A 19,235-nucleotide genomic window follows, 5' to 3' on the forward strand; every position below is an offset into this window, starting at 1 on the left:
ACCCTCCGCCGACATCGAGCCAGGGCTCTTCGTCCGTCGCCCGACCGGGCGTGCTCACGACCGCGGCCACTCGCACGCCGCCGCCACGTAGTCGTGGATCGCCCCGCGCAGCGCGTCGCCGGGCGGCAGGTGGACGACCTCCTGCTCGACCCCGTCGACCAGCGCGTGCACCCCGAGGAACGTGCCTCGCTTGTCCTCCGCGACGGCGTGCGGGTCGCAGCGCGCGGGCTCGAACGTCAGCGTCACCTCGGCCGGTCCCGCCGCCGAGTCGAGCGCGAGCGGCCACGACGCCGCGCCACCCAGCGGGGTCAGCAGCGTCGTCCCGTCGACCCTCACGACCTCGACGCGCGGACCGCCCGGCACGGGCTCGAGCCGCAGCGTCACCGACCCCGTCAGCCGGCCGCCGCCGCCCGGGTCGCCGAGCGTCACGTGCGGGTCGAGGCTCAGCCGCGCGCCGGACGCGACCGCCGCGGCGGCGCAGTCCTCGCGGTGGATGCGGTCCAGCACGCCGTTCGGGTCGTCCGGCGTCCCGTGCCACGCACCGGTGCGCCCGTCGTCGTCGACGAGGTCGAGCTCGACCGCGAGCGCACCGCCCGACGCGGTCGCGGACCCCTCGCACCGCGGCGCCCCGAGCGCGACCGACAGGTCACGGTCGACCCCGCTGCGCACGGCCCGTCCGCGCGTCGACACCGCGACCCCAGACGCGCCCGGTGTGGTGAGCCGCGCCTCGACGACCGTCACGTCGACCGCCGAGCCGTTCGCGACCCGCACCTGCACGACCCGCCGCTCCCGGTCGAGCCGCGCCTGCGCGACCGACACGGCGATGCCGCCCAGCACGTCGTCCTCGAGCGGCGCGACCGTGGTGGCCACCGCGGTCGGCTCGTCGACCGAGGTCCCCGCCGGCGCGCACGCGGCCGCCGCGGCCGTCACGGCGACGACCCCGACGACGAACCGGACCGCACGGGCATGCACGACGACGATCGTCGTCCAGCCCCGCGCGCAGGTCGAGACCCTCCCGGGCGGGCGGAACGCAGCCCCGGACGCGGCGAGGGCCGGGACCTCGTGCGGTCCCGGCCCTCGCCGGCGTCGTGCTGTGGTGCGTCAGGCGGGCTGCAGGCCCGAGCCGCCGTCACCGGACGCCGCGATCGGCGGCGCGGCGGGCAGGTCGCGGCCCGAGCCGGGCGTGCCGGCCGAGACACCGGCGCCCACCGGCTCCTTCTCGACCGCGCCGCGCTCGACACCCTCGAACGTGAACTCCCCGAGCAGACCCTCGCCGACCGCGTCGACGATGACCTTCTGCCCGGACTTGAGCTCGCCGAACAGGATCTTCTCCGACAGCGCGTCCTCGATGTCCCGCTGGATCGCGCGACGCAGCGGCCGAGCACCCAGGACCGGGTCGTAGCCCTTCTCGGACAGCAGCTTCTTGGCCGCGGGCGTGAGCTCGATGCCCATGTCCTTGTCCTTGAGGCGCTTGTCGAGCTTGGCGATCATCAGGTCCACGATCGAGAAGATCTCCGGCTGCGAGAGCTGCGGGAAGACCACCACGTCGTCGACGCGGTTGAGGAACTCCGGACGGAAGTGCGTCTTGAGCTCGTCGTTGACCTTCGCCTTCATGCGCTCGTAGTCCGTCGCGAGCTCGCCACCGGCCTGGAAGCCGGTCATGACGCCCTTCGCGATGTCCCGCGTGCCGAGGTTCGTCGTCATGATGATGACGGTGTTCTTGAAGTCGACCACGCGGCCCTGCGAGTCGGTCAGGCGACCGTCCTCGAGGATCTGCAGCAGCGAGTTGAAGATGTCCGCGTGGGCCTTCTCGACCTCGTCGAACAGGACGACGGAGAACGGCCGGCGGCGCACCTTCTCGGTGAGCTGACCACCCTCGTCGTACCCGACGTACCCGGGGGGCGAGCCGAACAGGCGCGAGACCGTGTGCTTCTCCGAGAACTCGGACATGTCGAGCTGGATCAGCGCGTCCTCGTCACCGAACAGGAACTCCGCGAGCGCCTTGGCGAGCTCGGTCTTCCCGACGCCCGTGGGGCCGGCGAAGATGAACGACCCACCGGGACGCTTCGGGTCCTTGAGGCCCGCCCGCGTGCGGCGGATGGCCTGCGAGAGCGCCTTGATGGCGGCGTCCTGGCCGACGACCCGCTTGTGCAGGTTCTCCTCCATGTGGAGCAGGCGGCTGGACTCCTCCTCGGTGAGCTTGAACACCGGGATGCCCGTGGCGTTCGCCAGCACCTCGGCGATGAGCTCCTCGTCGACCTCCGCGACCGCGTCCAGGTCGCCCGACTTCCAGGCCTTCTCCTTCTCCTGGCGCTTGAGGCCGAGCTGCTTCTCCTGGTCGCGCAGGCGCGCGGCCTTCTCGAAGTCCTGCTCGTCGATCGCCGACTCCTTGTCGCGACGCGTCGCGGCGATCTCCTCGTCCAGCTCGCGCAGCTCCGGCGGGGCCGTCATGCGGCGGATGCGCAGGCGCGCGCCCGCCTCGTCGACCAGGTCGATCGCCTTGTCCGGCAGGTAGCGGTCGTTGACGTAACGGTCCGCGAGCGTCGCGGCCGCGACGAGCGCGCCGTCCGTGATCGAGACGCGGTGGTGCGCCTCGTAGCGGTCGCGCAGACCCTTGAGGATCTCGATCGCGTGCTGCAGGTTCGGCTCGCTGACCTGGATCGGCTGGAAACGGCGCTCCAGAGCCGGGTCCTTCTCGACGTACTTGCGGTACTCGTCGAGCGTCGTCGCGCCGATCGTCTGCAGCTCGCCGCGGGCCAGCATCGGCTTGAGGATCGACGCGGCGTCGATCGCACCCTCGGCGGCACCCGCACCGACGAGCGTGTGGATCTCGTCGATGAACAGGATGATGTCGCCGCGCGTGCGGATCTCCTTGAGGACCTTCTTCAGGCGCTCCTCGAAGTCACCGCGGTAGCGGGACCCGGCGACCAGGGCGCCCAGGTCCAGCGTGTACAGCTGCTTGTCCTTGAGCGTCTCCGGCACGTCGCCGCGCACGATGTCCTGCGCCAGACCCTCGACCACGGCCGTCTTGCCGACGCCGGGCTCGCCGATCAGCACCGGATTGTTCTTGGTGCGGCGGGACAGCACCTGCATGACCCGCTCGATCTCCTTCTCGCGCCCGATCACCGGGTCGAGCTTGGTGTCCCGCGCGGCCTGCGTGAGGTTGCGCCCGAACTGGTCGAGCACCGCCGAGCCCGAGGGCTGGCCCTCCTGCGGCCCACCCGCGGCGACGGGTTCCTTGCCCTGGTAGCCGGAGACGAGCTGGATCACCTGCTGGCGCACGCGGTTGAGGTCCGCGCCCAGCTTGTTCAGCACCTGGGCGGCGACACCCTCACCCTCACGGATGAGCCCGAGCAGGATGTGCTCGGTGCCGATGTAGTTGTGGCCGAGCTGCAGCGCCTCGCGCAGCGACAGCTCCAGCACCTTCTTGGCGCGCGGCGTGAACGGGATGTGCCCGCTCGGCGCCTGCTGGCCCTCGCCGATGATCTCCTGGACCTGGGCGCGCACGGCCTCCAGCGAGATCCCGAGCGACTCGAGCGCCTTGGCCGCGACACCCTCTCCCTCGTGGATCAGGCCCAGGAGGATGTGCTCGGTGCCGATGTAGTTGTGGTTGAGCATCCGCGCCTCTTCCTGGGCGAGGACGACCACGCGACGGGCTCGGTCCGTGAATCTCTCGAACATGTGCACTCCTCACGAGCGGCGTGCTCGTCGCCCTGACCCGGCTTCGGTGGGGAGCGCCAGGGGCCGACGACGATGCGGCGTTGTTCGATGCTAACGGCGGCACCACGGCCGATAGGCCCGTGTTCGCCGCAGGCGTGAAAGCCGACCCGCCCCACGCTCCCGCGACGACGCCCACGAGGACGGTTGTCCACAACCCGACGGACCGCCCGACCCGCCGCATGCCCGAGTTGGGTAGTTTTCGCCCATGTCCCGGACGCCCGCCGCGCTGATGCTCGCCCTCGCGACCCTCACCCTCGCCGCCTGCACCTCGCAGATCCCTGACCCGTCCACGACCACGGCCTCCCCGAGCGCGTCCCTCGTCGCCGAGCCCGCGCCGTCCGCGTCACCGACGCCACCGCCTCCCGTGCCTTCGCCGAGCGCGACCACCGAGGTCCAGGACGTGACTGTGCCGCCCGAGCGCCCCGCCGCCCTCAGCGGCCCCGCGACCGAGGAGAGCGCGAAGGCGGTCGGGCGTTACGTGCTGTCGCTCGTGCCGTACGCCTTTGCGACCGGCGACCTCACCGAGTGGAACGCACTGAGCGGCGAGCCGTGCAACTACTGCAAGAGCGTGCGGGAGACCGTCACCGACATCTTTGACGCGGGTGGCCATGGAACCGGCGGTGCTCTGGAGCTCGGCTTCACCTCGGCCTTCGACCTCGGCCACGGCGAGTTCGTCGTCGGTCTCGAGTACTACGAGGCGCCGGCGCAGACCGTCGCCCGGGACGGCACCGTCACTGACGAGACGACGGAGACCGCGTCGTACAAGGCCAACCTCAGCCTCGTCTGGTCAGGTTCGTCATGGAAGGTCAAGGGCGTCCAGGTCGACCCGTGGGGCGCGAGCAAGTGAGAGCGCTTCAGCGGGTCGTGGCGCTCGGCGTCATCTCCACCATGGCGGCCACCGTGGGCGCCGGAGCCGCGCACGCCCAGACCTTTCTGGGCGACGACAAGGTCGTGCTCTCGGACGCGTTCAAGACCTCGTTGGAGTTCCGCCGGTGGCAGGCCGACCCCGACCCTCGGATCGCCTACGCGCGGGCGCCGTTGTGCAACGTGAACTCGCAGTACCTGACGCCAGAGATCGACGGCACGTGCGCACCGCCGAACGGCACGGTCGTCATCCCCGGCTGCGGCGACGACGAGCCGGTCGAGCCGCTGTGGCGTCGCACGCGCCCGACGCCGACGAGCACCAACTGGTCCGACTGGGAGATGCTCTCGGGCTGGGCGTGCCCCGACGACCTCCTGCCGCCGTTCAGCCAGGAGGACTTCCGACAGCTGACGATCAAGCCGCTGACCGCGCACCGGCAGCCGTCGGGCGAGGAGGCGCTGGTCAACAAGCCGCTGATCGTCTACGCCGACGCCGAGCACCGCACGTTCCGCACTGACCTGTTCGGCTTCGGGATCGATGTCGACGTCTACCCGGTCGAGTACACGTGGGAGTTCGGCGACGGCGAGACCCTCACGACAGTCGACCCCGGCTCCCCCTACCCGTCGTTCGACGTCGCGCACACCTACGCGGAACCGCTGACGGCCCGGGTCGCGCTGACGACGACGTGGAAGGGCAGATACCGGGTGGACGAGGACCCCGACCACGAGTGGCGAGACATCACCGGCACGGCGCTGACGACGACGCCGTTCGCGCCGTTCGACGTGATCGAGCTCCGCAGCACGCTCGTCGGATGAGGAATCTCCGGGCAGACCGGTGATCGACCGGTCATTTCGCCACGGGAAGAGGTTGCCAAGCGCCATACTCCCGCCGTGAAGATGACGATGCGCGCCGCCGCGTGCCTCCTGCTGCTCGCCGGTTTCTACGTGGTGGTGGCCGCCCTGATCGTCGGGTTCCTGGCGCTGGCGGCCGGGCTGATCTCGTGGTCCACCGCGAGCGCGAAGTTCGCGTGGATGGCGCTGGCGGCGGCGGTCGGGCTCGTCGTCACCCTGTGGAAGGTGAGCCGGGCGCAGCGCAGCGAGCCCAGCGGGGTGCTGGTGGAGCGCACGCAGGCGCCCGAGCTGTGGGCGCTCATCGACGAGGTCTCCGCCGCCGCGCGCACGGCCGGGCCGCGCGAGATCCGCCTCGTGCCGGACCTCAACGCGGGCGTCAGCGAGGACACCCGGCTGCTGGGTCTGCTGGGCGGCACGCGCCGCCTGGTGCTCGGCATCCCGCTGCTGCTGGCGCTGGACGTGGCGCAGCTGCGCGCGGTGATCGGGCACGAGCTCGGGCACTACTCGCAGGGGCACACGCGGCTCGGTGCGGTCGCGTACCGGGGCCGGCAGGTCGTGGGTGGTGCGGCGACGCACGTCACGGGCTTCTCGGGGTGGGTGCTGCGCGGGTACGCGCGGCTGTACTTCGCGGCATCGGCCGCGGTGAGCCGCCGTCAGGAGCTCGAGGCGGACGCCGTCGCGGTCGCGGTGGGCGGTCGCGAGAGCGCGCAGCAGGCGCTGCTGGAGGTGGAGGTCGCCGCGGCGGCGTGGTCGTTCTACTCGGACCGCTACCTGGCCGAGGCGTGGGAGCTGGGTGTCGCACCGACCGACGGCGGCTTCTTCGGCGGGTTCGCGCACCTGATGACCGCCCGCCAGGACGAGCTGGACCGGCTCCGCGCGAGCGCGCCGCCCGCGGACCGCTCGGCGTGGGACACGCACCCGCCGACGGCGGACCGCATCGCGGCGATGGAGCGGCTCGAGTCGTCGACGGTGGTGCGCGACGAGCGGCCGGCGACGAGCCTGCTGCCGGCGTTCCCGGCCGCGGCCGCCGCGGTCGCCACGGAGTTCCTCGACGTCGCGGACCGTGAGCGCCTGCCGTGGGACGACATCGCGACGCGCATCTTCGCGGCCCGCGCGCAGCGCACCGCTGACCTCGTCTTCCGCGCCACCGCGCGGCTCACGGGCGGCAAGGAGGCGAGCCTCGCCGACGTGATCGACCTGGCGGAAGCGGGCCGGTTCGGCGAGCTGGTGCTCGCGCTCGGCATGGACCCCGACGCGGGTCCGGACGAGGACGGGGACACGCCCGTGTCGTCGGTGTGGGCCGCGCTCCTGCGGTGCGCGCTCGTCAGCGGCGACGCCCGGTGGGTGCACTCGTGGGAGTCGGGCGGCACGCTCGTCGGACCCGACGACGAGCCCGCCCCGGTGGAGCCGCTCGCGCACCTCGGTGCCGAGGGCAGGCTCGACGAGCTGCGCGCGGAGCTCGTCACGCACGGTGTCGAGCTGCGGTCCGTGGCCATCGCGAACGTCGTCGACGTGCACCGCGCCGAGGTCGTCGACGGCATCTCGAACGTCAAGGTGGACGACGACGAGTGGCACGACCTGCTCGTCCTGACGCACGGGCTCGTCCTGATCCCCGCCCCCAAGTCGACCAACGACGCCAAGAAGCGGATGCGGCACCACCTCGAGAGCGGCAGCGCGGCGGACCTCGCCGAGTGGTTCCGCTTCATCCCGTTCGAGGAGGTCGCCTCGGGCACCGTGCTCAAGACGCTGCCCGCGCGCATCGCGCTGACCCTCCACGACGGCACGACGGTGACCCTGCGGACCCGGATGGACAGCGAGGAACTGCGCTCCGGTGCGTCGGCGCGGCTCGTCGAGCTCGCGAGGAAGTACTCCCCGGCAACCGTCTGACCCTGTCCGACCAGGCACGACGTGCCTCGCGGTCGCGCACCCTGACACGACCGCGCCCGACCTCAGGGATACCCCACCCCGAAACCGGGGGTATCCCGGATGGTCCCCTTTGTTCCTTGTGCGGGAGCGTTTCCTCGGCGCTCGGTCAGCGTCATCTCTCCCTTCCCTCACATCGACGCCGTTCAGGGGGCGTGTCATGGTCAAGGTCGCCGGGTGGGTCACCCACCGGTACGTGAAGTACGTCGTCATCGCGTTCTGGCTCGGGGCCCTCGCGCTCCTCGGCCCGCTCGCCGGAAAGCTCAACGACGCGCAGGACAACGACGCCGCGAGCTGGTTGCCGAAGGACGCGGAGTCCACGCAGGTGCTGGAACGCGCGTCCGCGTTCGTCCCGGAGGACACCGCGCCGGCGGTCGTCGTCTACGAGAGACCAGGCGGGCTCACCGCGCAGGACGAGCAGGCGATCGCCGACGACGTGCGCGAGTTCGCCGGCGTCGACATGCTGGCGGGCGAGGTCGTCGGCCCGCAGATCTCGCAGGACGGCGAGGCGGCGCAGGTGATCGTCCCGGTCTCCATGGAGGACTGGGACCTGTCGATCGACGTGGTCAAGGAGCTGCGCACCGCAGGCGAGGACAACCCCGAGGGGCTCGCGCTGCACGTCACGGGTCCGGTCGGGTCGTCGGCCGACGCGGCGGAGGCGTTCGAGGGCATCGACTCCACGCTGCTGTACGCGGCGGGTGCCGTCGTCATCATCATCCTGCTGCTCACCTACCGCAGCCCCGTGCTGTGGCTCCTGCCCGTCATCTCGGCGGTCGTCGCCCTCACGGTCGCGCAGGCCGTGGTGTACCTGCTCGCGGAGAACGCGGACCTCACGGTGAACGCGCAGAGCGCGGGCATCCTCACCGTTCTCGTGTTCGGGGCGGGCACCGACTACGCGTTGCTGCTCACCGCGAGATACCGCGAGGAGCTGCGCAAGCACGGTGACCGGCACGCCGCGATGGCGGTCGCGCTGCACCGTGCGAGCCCGGCGATCATCGCGTCCGGCGCCACGGTCGCGGCCGGGATGATGTGCCTGCTGTTCGCGACGATGAGCTCGACCGCGGGCCTCGGGCCCGTGGCCGCCGCCGGCATCGTTGTCTGCCTGCTCGTCATGCTCACGCTGCTGCCCGCCCTGCTCGTCACGGTCGGGCGCTGGGTGTTCTGGCCGCGCGTCCCGCACCTGGGCGACGCCGAGCCGACCGAGCACGGCTTCTGGGCGCGGGTGGGCGACCGCATCGCGCTGCGGCCGCGCCGCACGTGGGTCGGCACCGCCGCGGTGCTCCTCATCGCGTCGTTCGGCGTGGTGCAGCTCAACGCGACCGGCCTGTCGACCGAGGACTCGTTCACCTCGGAGCAGCCGTCGATCGTGGGTGAGCGCGTGCTCGTCGAGCACTTCACGGGTGGTGTCGGCACGCCGGTCGTTGTCCTCGCGGACGCCGAGGCGGCCGACGAGGTCGCCGAGGTCTTCGCCGGGGTCGAGGGCATCGACCCGACGAGCGTCACCGAGCCCGTCGTCGCGAACGGCACCGCCTACCTCGAGGGGACGCTCACGAGCGAGCCGGACTCCGACGAGGCCTTCGACACGATCGACCGGGTCCGCGACGCGGTGCACGCCGTGCCGGGCGCGGACGCGCAGGTCGGCGGTGAGACCGCGATCACCCTGGACGTGAACCGGGCCTCGTCGCGCGACAACCTCGTCGTGATCCCGATCATCCTGCTCGCGGTCCTGCTCATCCTCATCGCGCTGCTGCGCTCCGTGGTCGCACCGCTGGTGCTCATGGGCACCGTGATCCTGTCGTTCGGCGCGGCCCTCGGCGTCTCCGCCCTCGTGTTCCGGCACGTGTTCGGCTTCGCCGGCGCGGACACGTCGTTCCCGCTGTTCGTCTTCGTGTTCCTCGTGGCGCTCGGGATCGACTACAACATCTTCCTCATGACGCGCGTCCGCGAGGAGGTGCAGCGCGTCGGCCACCGCCGCGGCACGCTCATCGGCCTCGCGGCGACCGGTGGTGTCATCACCTCCGCCGGTCTGGTGCTCGCGGGCACGTTCGCGACGCTCGGCACTCTCCCCGCGGTCGGGTTCGCGGAGATCGGGTTCGCCGTCGCGTTCGGCGTGCTGCTGGACACGCTCGTCGTGCGCTCGGTGCTCGTCACCGCGCTGAACCTCGACATCGGCCCCCGCATGTGGTGGCCGAGCCGACTGGCGCGCCGGCCCGAGCCGGAGCCCGCGCCGGTCGTGGAGCGGGTGCCCGAACCGGTCGCCTGACCCACCCGAGAACGGTCCTGCCCCCGCCCACGCGACCCGCGGCGCGGGGGCGGGTCCGTCCTCAGTGCGTGTAGTCCGGCCCGACCTCGCGCGCCCAGGGCGTGTCAGGCTGCAGCGACCAGACCTGGGCACGGTCCGGCCCGTCGTACGCCTGCACGCTCACCTCTGCGAGCAGCAGCCGCTCCGGGAGGTGAGCCTGCGCCCAGGCGACCACCAGGAGACGGTGATCCCGTCCCACGTCTCAGTCTGGCGCCCGTCCATCGACGTGGTCTGGTCGATGTGCGACGTGACCGCCGAGCTGGCACCCCTCGCGTTCGACATCGGGTTGCGTCTGACCGAGCGTGCGTTCTCGGGCGCTGTCGCGGTCGTCTGCGACATCCAGCGCGAGCGCGTCGCCAGCGCCGAGGGGTGGGACCTCACCGGCCTGGATGACCAGCTCGTCGCACACGCCATGGCGCTCTCCGACGAGCTCGGCTGAGCTCGTCGTACCGTCCTCCTATGGCACGTTCCATCGCGACGAACACCTCCGTCTCGCTCGACGAGCTCCTCGACTTCGTCCGCCCCCGGCACCACCTGCTGCTCGTCACCGCGCGCTCGGACGGGCGACCGCAGGTCTCGCCGGTCGCCGGCGGGGTGGACGACGTGGGACGCATCGTCATCTCGACGTACCCGGGCCGCGCGAAGACGCGCAACGCGGAGCGTGACCCGCGGGTGAGCGTGTGCGTGCTGTCGGACGACTGGAACGGCCCGTGGGTGCAAATCGACGGCACCGCGGAGGTGCTGCACATGCCGGAGGCGGAGGACGCGCTCGTCGACTACTTCCGCTGCATCGCGGGCGAGCACCCCGACTGGGACGAGTACCGCGCGGCGATGCGCCTGCAGGGCAAGTCGCTGCTGCGCGTCACGCCGGAGCGCTGGGGTCCGATCGCCACCGGCGGGTTCCCCGCGGACGTGGCCGCGCGCCTGGACGCGCAGGGCTGACGTGCCGCACCACCACGACGAGCCCACGGTCACGGTCCTGACGGGCGCGGGCATCTCGACGTCGTCGGGCATCCCGGACTTCCGCGGGCCGCAGGGCGTGTGGACGCAGGACCCGGCGGCGGCGCGGCTGCTGGAGATCGACGCGTACGTGCGAGACGCCGACGTGCGGGTCGCGGGGTGGCGCGCGTGGGCCGAGCACGCGGTGTGGCAGGCCCGGCCGACGGCGGCGCACCGGGCGCTCGCGGAGCTCGAGCGGGCGGGGCACCTGCGCGCGGTCCTCACGCAGAACTTCGACGGCCTGCACCAGGCCGCGGGCTCGTCCGACGAGCACGTGGTCGAGCTGCACGGGTCGCTCGCGACGACGTCGTGCCTGCGGTGCACGACGACGTGGCCCACCAGCGAGGTGCTCGCGCGCCTGGCCGACGAGCCGGACCCGCGCTGCGTCGAGTGCGGCGGGGTGCTCAAGCCGGACGTCGTGTACTTCGGCGAGCAGCTGCCCGACGACGCGCTGGGCCGGGCGATCGCGGCGGCGACCGACGCGGAGACGTTCGTCGCGATCGGTACGACGCTGACGGTGCACCCTGTGGCGAGCCTCGCGCCGCTCGCGGTGGAGTCGGGCGCGCGGCTGGTGATCGTCAACGCCGAGCCCACGCCGTACGACCACCTGGCCGACGAGCTGGTCCGCGACCCGATCGACGAGGCCGTCCCCGCGCTCGTCGAGACCCTGACGCGTTGACCCGTCGCAGCGCCGTATAGCGACGCGCTATGGTCGGTGCGTGTCGACCGACCTCGCGGAGCGCCGTCGCCGGCGCGGCCTGACGCAGGCCGAGCTCGCGCACCGCAGCGGCGTGCCGCAGCCCAACATCAGCGCGCACGAGACGGGGCGTCGCCCGCTCGGCCCCGTCCAGCTCGACCGGGTGCTCGCCGCCCTGCGCCCGCTCCCCTCGGAGGCGCTGCGCGAGCACCGTGACGAGATCGCCGAGATCGTCCGGGCGCACGGCGGGCACTCCGTGCGGGTGTTCGGCTCGGCAGCGGTCGGCTCAGACACGCCCGCGTCCGACCTCGACCTGCTCGTCGAGACCGCCCCCGGGACGTCACTCGTCGACGTCGTGCGCATGGAGCTCGACCTCGAGGACCTGCTCGACGTGAAGGTCGACATCGTGCACGACGACGGGCGCGGCCCGGTCGTCGAGACGGCGCGCGCGACCGCCCGGCCGTTGTGAGCACCGGCGTGAGCACGCACGCGGAGCGCACCGCGCGGGCCCTGGTGGACGTCGCGCGGATGCTCGACGTCGCCGACCGGATCGTCGCACGGGGGTACGACGACTTCGTGGGCGACGACGAGATCGCCTACCTCGCGTCGAAGGCCCTGCTCATCGACCTGCAGACCGCGTGCGAGGCGTTCGACGACGAGTTCCGGTCGGCGCGGCCGGCGGTGCCATGGCGTGAGCTCAAGCGGATCCGGGACAGGCTCGCGCACCACTACGTCAGCATCGACAAGGACCTCCTGTGGAACGTCCTGGTCCGCGAGCTGCCCCGGCTGCGCACCGACCTGCTCGTCCCCGGGAGCTGACCCCCGAGCGGAGTTCTCATACGCGCCTCATGCTTCGCAGGCACGATGGGCTCATGGGTCGGGGTCTGCGGACGGTGCTGGCGGTGGTGCTCGCCGTGCTCGTCGTCGGCTCCGCGTCGTGGGCGATGGCCGCGGCGCTGAGCCCGCCCGCGGACCGGACGATCGGCGACCCCGTCCTCGTGACCCCCGCGCCGGCCCCCACGCCGACGCCGACCGCCGGACCCACTGCCACGTCGACGCCCACGCCCGAGCCCACGCGCACCGCGCGCGCGACGCCCACCCCCGCCGCCGTCGACCCGGCCCCGCCGCGCGACCCGGACGACGACGAGACGGAGGACCCCGACGACGACGACACACCCGAGCCGGACGACGACCACGGCGGGGACCGCAAGCGCGACAGCACGGGCGACGATGACTGAGCCGCGCCGCGGCCTGTGGCGCACGGTCCGGGCGAAGGTGGTCGCGACGACGCTCGCGGTCACGGCGCTCGGCCTGACGGGCGCAGGCCTGGTCACGTACGCGATCCAGCGCCAGGACCTCGACGACTCGATCGACGCGGAGCTGACGAGCGCAGCGGACCAGTTCCGCCGCACCGCGCTCGCGAACACCGACCTGCCCGTGGACCAGGTGCTGCGTACGGCCATGCAGCAGACGCTCCCCGACCCCGCGGACGGCAGCATCGCGCTCGTCGACGGCGCGCCCGCCTGGTACGCGCCGACGACCGTGCCGGTGCGCCTGGAGGACGACGCGGAGCTCGTCGCGCTGCTGCGCACGGTCCCGGCGGACGACCCGGTGCGCCTGCGGACCGTCACGACGACGCTCGCCGACTACCGCCTGGTGACGGTGCCGCTCGTCGTCGACGACCCCGCCGCGCCCGCAGGCCTGTTCGCGGTGGCGACCGTGCGGGACCTGGAGGTCGCGTCGCTCGACGACACGTGGCGCACGTACGCGGCGGTCGCGGCGGGCGCGCTGCTGGCGACGGGCGTCGTCGCGTGGCTCCTGCTGGGGCGCGTGCTGCGCCCGGTGCGCGAGCTGCGGGACACCGCGGCGCGTATCGACGAGGGCACGCTCGACGCGCGCGTCCCGGTGACCACGGACGACGACGTGGGCGAGGTCGGCCTCACCGTGAACGCGATGCTCGACCGCCTGCAGGCGTCGATGTCCGCGCAGCGCCGCCTGCTCGACGACGTGGGCCACGAGCTGCGCACGCCGCTGACGATCATCGGCGGGCACCTCGAGCTCATGGACGTCGACGACCCCGACGACGTGCGCGCGACGCGCGAGCTCGCGCTCGACGAGGTCGACCGCATGCGCCTGCTCGTCGACGACCTGCTGGTGCTCGCGGTCGCGGACCGCGAGGGGTTCGTGCAGCCGGCGCCCACGGACCTGGGCGTGCTGACCGACGAGGTGCTCGACAAGGCGAGCGGCCTGGGCGCGCGCACGTGGCGCGTGGACAAGCGCGCGGACGTCGCGTGCCTGGTCGACGCGCGACGGCTCACGCAGGCGTGGCTGCAGCTCGCCAGCAACGCGGTGAAGTTCTCCGCCGAGGGCTCGACGGTCACGCTGGGCTCGGCCGTCGCGGGCGGGTCGCTGCGGCTGTGGGTGCGCGACGAGGGCGTCGGCATCCCCGCCGAGCAGCAGGCGCGCATCTTCGAGCGGTTCGAGCGGACCGCCGCCGCCGCGGGCACCGAGGGCGCGGGGCTGGGGCTCGCGATCGTCGCGGCGATCGCGCGGGCGCACGGCGGGCGCGTGGACGTGTCGTCGGAGCCGGGGATCGGGTCGACGTTCGTCGTCACCGTCCCCGCGGTGCCGGTCACGGACGCCGGTCCCGACGACGAGCGCGACGAGCGCGACGAGACCCGCGGGCCGGACGCGCCCGACGAGGACGCGGCGGCCCGGCCGACCGGAGGGAGTGACGCGTGAGCGGTGTGCTGGTGGTGGAGGACGAGGTGCGCATCGCGTCGTTCGTCGCGAAGGGCCTCAAGGCCGCGGGCTACGCCCCCACGGTCGTCGGGACCGCGCGCGAGGCGTTCGACCTCGCGCTGTCCGGCGAGGTGGACCTCATGGTGCTCGACATCGGCCTGCCCGACGGTGACGGGTTCGACGTGCTGCGCCGCCTGCGCGCCGCCGGATCGCGCCTGCCGGTCATCATCCTGACCGCGCGCTCGTCGGTCGAGGACACCGTCGCCGGGCTCGAGGGCGGCGCCGACGACTACATGGCCAAGCCGTTCCGGTTCGAGGAGCTGCTCGCGCGCGTGCGGCTGCGGCTGCGCACCGAGCAGGACGCGGCCGACGACACCACGGTGCTGCGCCGCGGGGCCGTCACGCTCGACCTGCGCTCGCGCCGCGCGACGGTCGACGGGCGCGTGGTCGACCTCTCCGCGCGGGAGTTCGCGCTCGCGGAGACGTTCCTGCGCAACGCCGGCACCGCGCTGTCCCGTGAGCAGCTGCTGTCGCGCGTCTGGGGGTACGACTTCGACCCGTCGTCCAACGTCGTCGACGTGTACGTGCGCTACCTGCGCACCAAGCTCGGCGCGGACCTCATCACCACGGTCCGCGGCGTGGGCTACCGCTTCGAGGCCTGACCCCGGCGGCCGGGCCCCGGCGGCTCACGGCAGCCACGCCTCCGCGGCGGTCAGCAGACGCTCGGAGTCGGTGTGCGGCTCGTCGGCGCCCACCGGGACGGCACCCGCCGCGAGCGACAGCAGCACCCCCGCGACCCGCACGCGCAGCGCCTCGAGGTCCACGAACGCGCGCGCCTCGTCGGCCCAGCGCCGCAGCGCGTCACCGAGCGTCGGCGTCGAGGGGTGCACCGCGTGCACGTGCGCGAGCAGGCACGCGACGTCGTCGACGAGGTGCCCGGGACCGACCGTGTCGACGTCGAGCAGCCCCGTGACCCGCCCCGACCCGTCGACGAGCAGCTGACCCTCGTGCAGGTCACCGTGCGTCGGGACCACCGGTCCGGCGTCCGTGCTCCGCAGCCCGGCGCGCACCCCCGCCGCGACCGCGTGCGCGCGGCCCGCGAGCGCCGGACGCACCTCGAGCGCGCTCGCGTACGCACGGGCCCGCGACGACCACGGCCGCCGCTCCGGCAGCGCGAGCGCGTCGGCCGGGAACCGTGCGAGGACCTCGAGCACGACCGCGAGCGCGGGCGTCCGACCCGCGACCAGCACGTCCAGCAGCGGCGTCCCGCCGAGCGCCTCGAGCACGACGAGCCCGTCGTCGGACGCGTACGCGACACGCGGCACCGGCACACCCGCCGCACCGAGCAGCAGGTGGCGCGCGACCACGTCGTCCGCGTGCCCGTCCCGGGGCCGCAGCACCTTGACGTACCAGGTCACGCCGTCGCGCTCCGCACGCACCACCGCGCGGCGCAGCGGCCGGTACCCCACGAGCTCGAGCGTGCTGACCGGCCAGTCGCCCGGCAGCGCCTGGGCGAGCAGCCCGGGGTCGCACGCCCGTCGCAGCGCGGGCAGCATCGGGTCGTCGGGGTGGCGCCACACGAGCACCTCGCCCGCGGGGCCGTGCGCGACGAGCACGCCCGGGGCATCGCGTGGCGCGGACCGGGACGACGACGCGAGCAGGTACTCGACGGTGCCGCCGTGCCGCGTCCCGGCGCCGTGAGCCCCGCCGTGGCCGCGCCCGCTGCGGGCACCGCCATGGTCGCCGCCGTGGTCACCGCCGTCGTCACCGCCGTGGCCGCCCTGCGCGACGACGTAGCCGACCGTGACCCCGTCGCCCGGGCGGTGGTGCACCGCGTCGACCCGCCACTCGAGGCGTTCGCTCGTCGTACCGAGCGCCGCCGCGAGCAGGTCACCCGCCTGCGGGCCGGTGAGGACCGCGAACGCCGCAGCCTCGTCGGGCGCACGCACGGCCCGCCCGCCCGGGCGCGAGCGTGTCGCGTCGGGGCGGGCGGGTTCGGTCATGTCCGACAGCGTGCCAGTGACCTCAGTCGTCCGCGCTCGGCGCGCTCACCGGCGAGACGGGGCTGGCGGGCGTCACCGGGCTGGCCGGGCTGACAGCGCTGGCCGGGCTCACGGGGCTGGCCGGGCTGACGGGGCTCGGCGGCGTCACCGGGCTCGCCGGCGAGACGGGGCTGGCCGGGCTCGCGGGGGTCGGCGCGGTCTGCGGGGTGACCGGCGATGCCGCGGTCAGCGGGCTCGCGGGCGTCAGGGCGGTGACGGTCGTGACGGCCGACGAGTTCTGCGTGCGGGACGGGTCGGCGGCGCCGGGCGACGGCGTCGCGGACGACGAGGCCGACGGGGTCACCGACGGCGCGGCGGGCGACGGCGTGGCCGTGCTCGTCGCAGTACTCGTCGCCGTGCTCGTCGCCGTGTTCGTCGCCGTGCTCGTCGAGGTGCTCGTCGTACCCGCGGCGGGGGCGCCCGGCGTGCTCGACGACGACGCCGCGAACGCGGAACCACCGGCGACGGCCACGGCACCGAGAGTGCCGGAGACGATCCAGACGGAACGGGGAAGGGTGCGCATGAGGGGCCTCCTGGTCGATCGTGGTGCGCTGCCGCGCTCTGCGCGACCCCTCAGACGATCCCGGCGCTCGATGAGCCCTCCAGGAGCCCCCCATGAGAGACCTCTCATGGTGGCCATCCCGCCCACGCGCCACGGCAGTGGTGAACGGGTGGAGAAACGCTCGCCTGGTGAGCGCTTCTCCACCCGCTGCGCCCGCGGCGCGGGCGACCCGGGCCCGCGCCGCGGGTGGGCGCGGCGGCGTGGGGGTGGCCGGGGGCGGACTTAGGGTGGGCGGGTGAGCATCGAGGCGGAGCAGCGTCCTGCCGCGCCGCCCGACGAGCCGGTCCGGCACGCCCGGCCCGCGCGCCGGCGGTGGCGCCGCCGTCTGCTCGTCGCCGCCGCGCTCGTCGTCGTGCTGCTCGTCCCGCTCGCGTGGGTGCAGGGGACGGGTCAGGCACACCTGCGCACGCTCGACGACGTGCGGGACACGCCGGTCGCGATCGTGCTGGGCGCGGGCCTGCGCCCGGACGGCTCGCCGTCGACGTACCTGCGCCGCCGCCTCGACGCCGCGCGGACGCTGTACGAGGACGGCACGGTGCGCGCGATCCTCGTGAGCGGCGACAACGGCTCGGTGGGTCACGACGAGCCGACGGCCATGCACGACTACCTCGTCGCGAACGGCGTCCCGACGGACGCGGTCGTGCTCGACTACGCCGGCTTCGACACGCACGACTCGTGCGTGCGCGCTCACCGGGTGTTCGGGGTGGACGCCGCGGTGGTGCTCACGCAGGACTACCACGTGCGCCGCGCGGTGTTCTCGTGCACGGCGGCGGGCATCGACACGCAGGGCGTGGGCGTCTCGTCGGCAGGCGTGCTGCCCGAGCAGCTGCGGCGCTGGCGGCTGCGCGAGGTCGCCGCGTCGTACAAGGGCTGGTGGGACGGGCTCACGGGCCGCGACCCGGTGCACCTGGGCCCCGCGGAGCCGGGCGTGCAGGACGTGCTGCGCGACTCCTGAGACGATCGGGTGTGCCCGACAGCCCCACCAGCGCCACCAGCCCCGCCCAGACCACCGCCGGCGCCACGCGACCCGCCACGCTGCTGGACGACCTGCGCTCCACGCTCGACGCGACGGACGTCCGCCTCGTCGCACTCGACATGGACGGTTCGCTCCTCGACTCCGCGAAGCGCCTGCCGGACGGCTTCCGGCCGGTGCTCGACGCGCTCGTCGCGCGCGGGGTCACGGTGTGCCCGGCGAGCGGCCGCCAGCACGCGACGCTGCGCGCCCAGCTCGGCCGCGGCGACCTCACGTACGTCGCGGAGAACGGTGCGGTCGTCGTGCGGGACGACGAGCCGGTGGCGGTCGCGCCGCTGGACCGGGCGACGGCGCGCCGCGCGGTGGGCGTGGTGCGGGACGCGGTCGCGGACGGGGCGGACCTCGGCGCGGTGCTGTGCGGCGTGCGGTCCGCGTACGTGGAGCGCACCGACGAGGCGTTCCTCGCGCACGTGCGCCCGTACTACCGCCTGCTCGAGCACGTCGAGGACCTGCAGGCCGTCGACGACGACGTGCTCAAGCTCGCGGTGTTCGACTTCGGCGCCGCGGAGCAGGGAGCGGGTCCGCTGCTCGCGCCGTTCGACGGCCCGGTCCGGGTGCTCGTCTCGGGTCAGCACTGGGTGGACGTCATGGGTCCCGACGCCGACAAGGGCACGGCGGTGCGCGCGCTGCAGGCGCGCCTCGGCATCGCGCCCGAGCAGACGATGGCGTTCGGCGACTACTTCAACGACCTGGGCATGCTGGCGGCGGCGGGCTGGTCGTTCGCGATGGCCAACGGGCACCCGGACGTGCGGGCGGCCGCGCGGTTCGTCGCACCGTCGAACGACGACGACGGCGTGGTCCGGACGCTGCGCGCGGCGTTCCGCCTGGACGGCTGACGTCCCGACGAGCGGGCCCGGCCGGACGGGCCCGGCCGACGAGCGCGCGCCTCGCTAGCCTGGCCGTATGGCCGACGTCCGCGCGTTCGACCCGACGACCGTCGCCGGGGTGGTCCTGACGCCCGGCGCGGGCGCGGACCGCGACCACCGCACGCTCGTCGCGCTCGAGGCCGCGCTGGCGCCGCTGCCGGTGCTGCGGCTGAACTTCGCGAACCGCGAGCGCGGCAGCCGCGCCCCCGAGCGGGCGGAGGCCGCGGTGCCGTACCTGCGCGAGCGCGCGGACGCGTGGGCCGACGAGCTGGGTGTCGACCCGGCGCGGCTCGTGCTCGGCGGGCGCTCGTTCGGCGGGCGCATGTCGTCGATGGCCGTGGCGCAGGGCCAGCCGGCCGCTGGGCTGCTCCTGCTCTCCTACCCGCTGCACCCGCCGGGCCGTCCCGACCGGCTGCGCGTCGAGCACCTGCCGGATGTCCGTGTGCCCGCGCTCGCGGTCAGCGGCGAGCGTGACCCGTTCGGCTCGCCCGACGAGCTGCGCGCGCACCTGGCGTCGCTCGCCGGCCCGTGGGAGCTGGTGACCGTGCCGGGCGACCACTCGCCGAAGGACCCGCCGGTCGTCGCGGCCGTCCTCGACTGGTTCGGCCGCCCGGTCGTCTGAGCTCGCCGACCCGG

General features: G+C 73.8%; 20 protein-coding genes. 15 read left to right on the forward strand and 5 right to left on the reverse strand.

What is annotated here, in order from left to right:
* Window positions 1-54: 54 nt before the first annotated feature.
* Window positions 55-972 carry a hypothetical protein gene (locus F1D97_RS00820; protein ID WP_236121858.1) on the reverse strand — a complete coding sequence of 306 codons (918 nt, stop codon included), beginning with the start codon at window positions 970-972 and terminating at the stop codon, window positions 55-57.
* Window positions 973-1,101: 129 nt separating this feature from the next.
* A complete protein-coding gene (locus F1D97_RS00825) occupies window positions 1,102-3,681 on the reverse strand; it encodes an ATP-dependent Clp protease ATP-binding subunit (protein ID WP_236121859.1) in 2,580 nt (859 codons plus the stop codon).
* A 244-nt stretch (window positions 3,682-3,925) separates the two neighbouring features.
* Here F1D97_RS00825 and F1D97_RS00830 point away from each other — a divergent pair, with 244 nt between their 5' ends.
* The 4 genes from F1D97_RS00830 (at window position 3,926) to F1D97_RS00845 (ending at window position 9,619) form a co-directional block, all read left to right on the forward strand.
* Complete coding sequence (locus tag F1D97_RS00830) at window positions 3,926-4,567, forward strand: DUF6318 family protein (protein ID WP_236121860.1); 642 nt, start codon at window positions 3,926-3,928, stop codon at window positions 4,565-4,567.
* The gene (locus F1D97_RS00835) at window positions 4,564-5,397 is read left to right on the forward strand and encodes a PKD domain-containing protein (protein WP_236121861.1); all 834 of its coding nucleotides are present in this window, start codon (window positions 4,564-4,566) and stop codon (window positions 5,395-5,397) included. Before F1D97_RS00830 ends, F1D97_RS00835 begins: the two co-directional genes overlap by 4 nt.
* Before the next feature lie 81 nt (window positions 5,398-5,478).
* A complete protein-coding gene (locus tag F1D97_RS00840) occupies window positions 5,479-7,320 on the forward strand; it encodes a M48 family metallopeptidase (protein ID WP_236123444.1) in 1,842 nt (613 codons plus the stop codon).
* 196 nt (window positions 7,321-7,516) lie between these two features.
* Window positions 7,517-9,619: an MMPL family transporter gene (locus F1D97_RS00845; protein ID WP_236121862.1), complete on the forward strand. Its 2,103-nt coding sequence runs from the start codon at window positions 7,517-7,519 to the stop codon at window positions 9,617-9,619.
* 61 nt (window positions 9,620-9,680) lie between these two features.
* Here F1D97_RS00845 and F1D97_RS00850 read toward each other — a convergent pair whose 3' ends face one another.
* Complete coding sequence (locus F1D97_RS00850; RefSeq protein ID WP_236121863.1) at window positions 9,681-9,833, reverse strand: hypothetical protein; 153 nt, start codon at window positions 9,831-9,833, stop codon at window positions 9,681-9,683.
* 72 nt (window positions 9,834-9,905) lie between these two features.
* Between F1D97_RS00850 and F1D97_RS00855 the strand changes: the two genes are divergently transcribed.
* Genes F1D97_RS00855 through F1D97_RS00890 form a run of 8 tightly spaced genes read left to right on the forward strand, consistent with a single transcriptional unit; the run spans window position 9,906 to window position 14,758 of the window.
* A complete protein-coding gene (locus F1D97_RS00855; protein WP_236121864.1) occupies window positions 9,906-10,097 on the forward strand; it encodes a hypothetical protein in 192 nt (63 codons plus the stop codon).
* A gap of 20 nt (window positions 10,098-10,117) precedes the next feature.
* Window positions 10,118-10,600: a PPOX class F420-dependent oxidoreductase gene (locus F1D97_RS00860; protein ID WP_236121865.1), complete on the forward strand. Its 483-nt coding sequence runs from the start codon at window positions 10,118-10,120 to the stop codon at window positions 10,598-10,600.
* Window position 10,601: 1 nt separating this feature from the next.
* Complete coding sequence (locus F1D97_RS00865) at window positions 10,602-11,336, forward strand: SIR2 family NAD-dependent protein deacylase (protein WP_236121866.1); 735 nt, start codon at window positions 10,602-10,604, stop codon at window positions 11,334-11,336.
* A 40-nt stretch (window positions 11,337-11,376) separates the two neighbouring features.
* Window positions 11,377-11,823 carry a nucleotidyltransferase domain-containing protein gene (locus F1D97_RS00870; RefSeq protein WP_236121867.1) on the forward strand — a complete coding sequence of 149 codons (447 nt, stop codon included), beginning with the start codon at window positions 11,377-11,379 and terminating at the stop codon, window positions 11,821-11,823.
* 8 nt (window positions 11,824-11,831) lie between these two features.
* Entirely contained in the window at window positions 11,832-12,173 is a 342-nt protein-coding gene (locus tag F1D97_RS00875; protein WP_236121868.1) for a HepT-like ribonuclease domain-containing protein, read from the forward strand.
* Between the two features lie 53 nt (window positions 12,174-12,226).
* The gene (locus F1D97_RS00880; protein WP_236121869.1) at window positions 12,227-12,592 is read left to right on the forward strand and encodes a hypothetical protein; all 366 of its coding nucleotides are present in this window, start codon (window positions 12,227-12,229) and stop codon (window positions 12,590-12,592) included.
* On the forward strand, window positions 12,585-14,096 hold the full coding sequence (locus F1D97_RS00885) for a sensor histidine kinase (protein ID WP_236121870.1): 1,512 nt from the start codon (window positions 12,585-12,587) through the stop codon (window positions 14,094-14,096). Before F1D97_RS00880 ends, F1D97_RS00885 begins: the two co-directional genes overlap by 8 nt.
* Window positions 14,093-14,758: a response regulator transcription factor gene (locus tag F1D97_RS00890; RefSeq protein ID WP_236121871.1), complete on the forward strand. Its 666-nt coding sequence runs from the start codon at window positions 14,093-14,095 to the stop codon at window positions 14,756-14,758. Before F1D97_RS00885 ends, F1D97_RS00890 begins: the two co-directional genes overlap by 4 nt.
* 24 nt (window positions 14,759-14,782) lie before the next feature.
* On the opposite strand, the gene F1D97_RS00895 is transcribed toward F1D97_RS00890, so the two are convergent.
* Both F1D97_RS00895 and F1D97_RS00900 read right to left on the reverse strand, forming a co-directional pair.
* Window positions 14,783-16,099, reverse strand: coding sequence for a phosphotransferase family protein (locus tag F1D97_RS00895; protein WP_236121872.1), 1,317 nt, complete (start codon window positions 16,097-16,099; stop codon window positions 14,783-14,785).
* 22 nt (window positions 16,100-16,121) lie between these two features.
* Complete coding sequence (locus F1D97_RS00900; protein ID WP_236121873.1) at window positions 16,122-16,661, reverse strand: hypothetical protein; 540 nt, start codon at window positions 16,659-16,661, stop codon at window positions 16,122-16,124.
* A 274-nt stretch (window positions 16,662-16,935) separates the two neighbouring features.
* Here F1D97_RS00900 and F1D97_RS00905 point away from each other — a divergent pair, with 274 nt between their 5' ends.
* The 3 genes from F1D97_RS00905 to F1D97_RS00915 all read left to right on the forward strand — a co-directional run bounded on the left by F1D97_RS00905 (window position 16,936) and on the right by F1D97_RS00915 (window position 19,221).
* Window positions 16,936-17,655, forward strand: coding sequence for a SanA/YdcF family protein (locus tag F1D97_RS00905; RefSeq protein ID WP_236121874.1), 720 nt, complete (start codon window positions 16,936-16,938; stop codon window positions 17,653-17,655).
* An 11-nt stretch (window positions 17,656-17,666) separates the two neighbouring features.
* Window positions 17,667-18,569 (forward strand): Cof-type HAD-IIB family hydrolase, encoded by a 903-nt coding sequence (locus F1D97_RS00910; RefSeq protein WP_317618922.1) that lies wholly within the window; start codon window positions 17,667-17,669, stop codon window positions 18,567-18,569.
* Between the two features lie 67 nt (window positions 18,570-18,636).
* Window positions 18,637-19,221, forward strand: a complete 585-nt coding sequence (locus F1D97_RS00915; RefSeq protein ID WP_236121875.1) for an alpha/beta hydrolase family protein — start codon at window positions 18,637-18,639, stop codon at window positions 19,219-19,221.
* The last annotated feature ends 14 nt before the right edge of the window (window positions 19,222-19,235 follow it).

Origin of the sequence: Cellulomonas palmilytica, assembly GCF_021590045.1 — a bacterium.
In the GTDB taxonomy this organism is placed as follows: Bacteria; Actinomycetota; Actinomycetes; order Actinomycetales; family Cellulomonadaceae; genus Cellulomonas; species Cellulomonas palmilytica.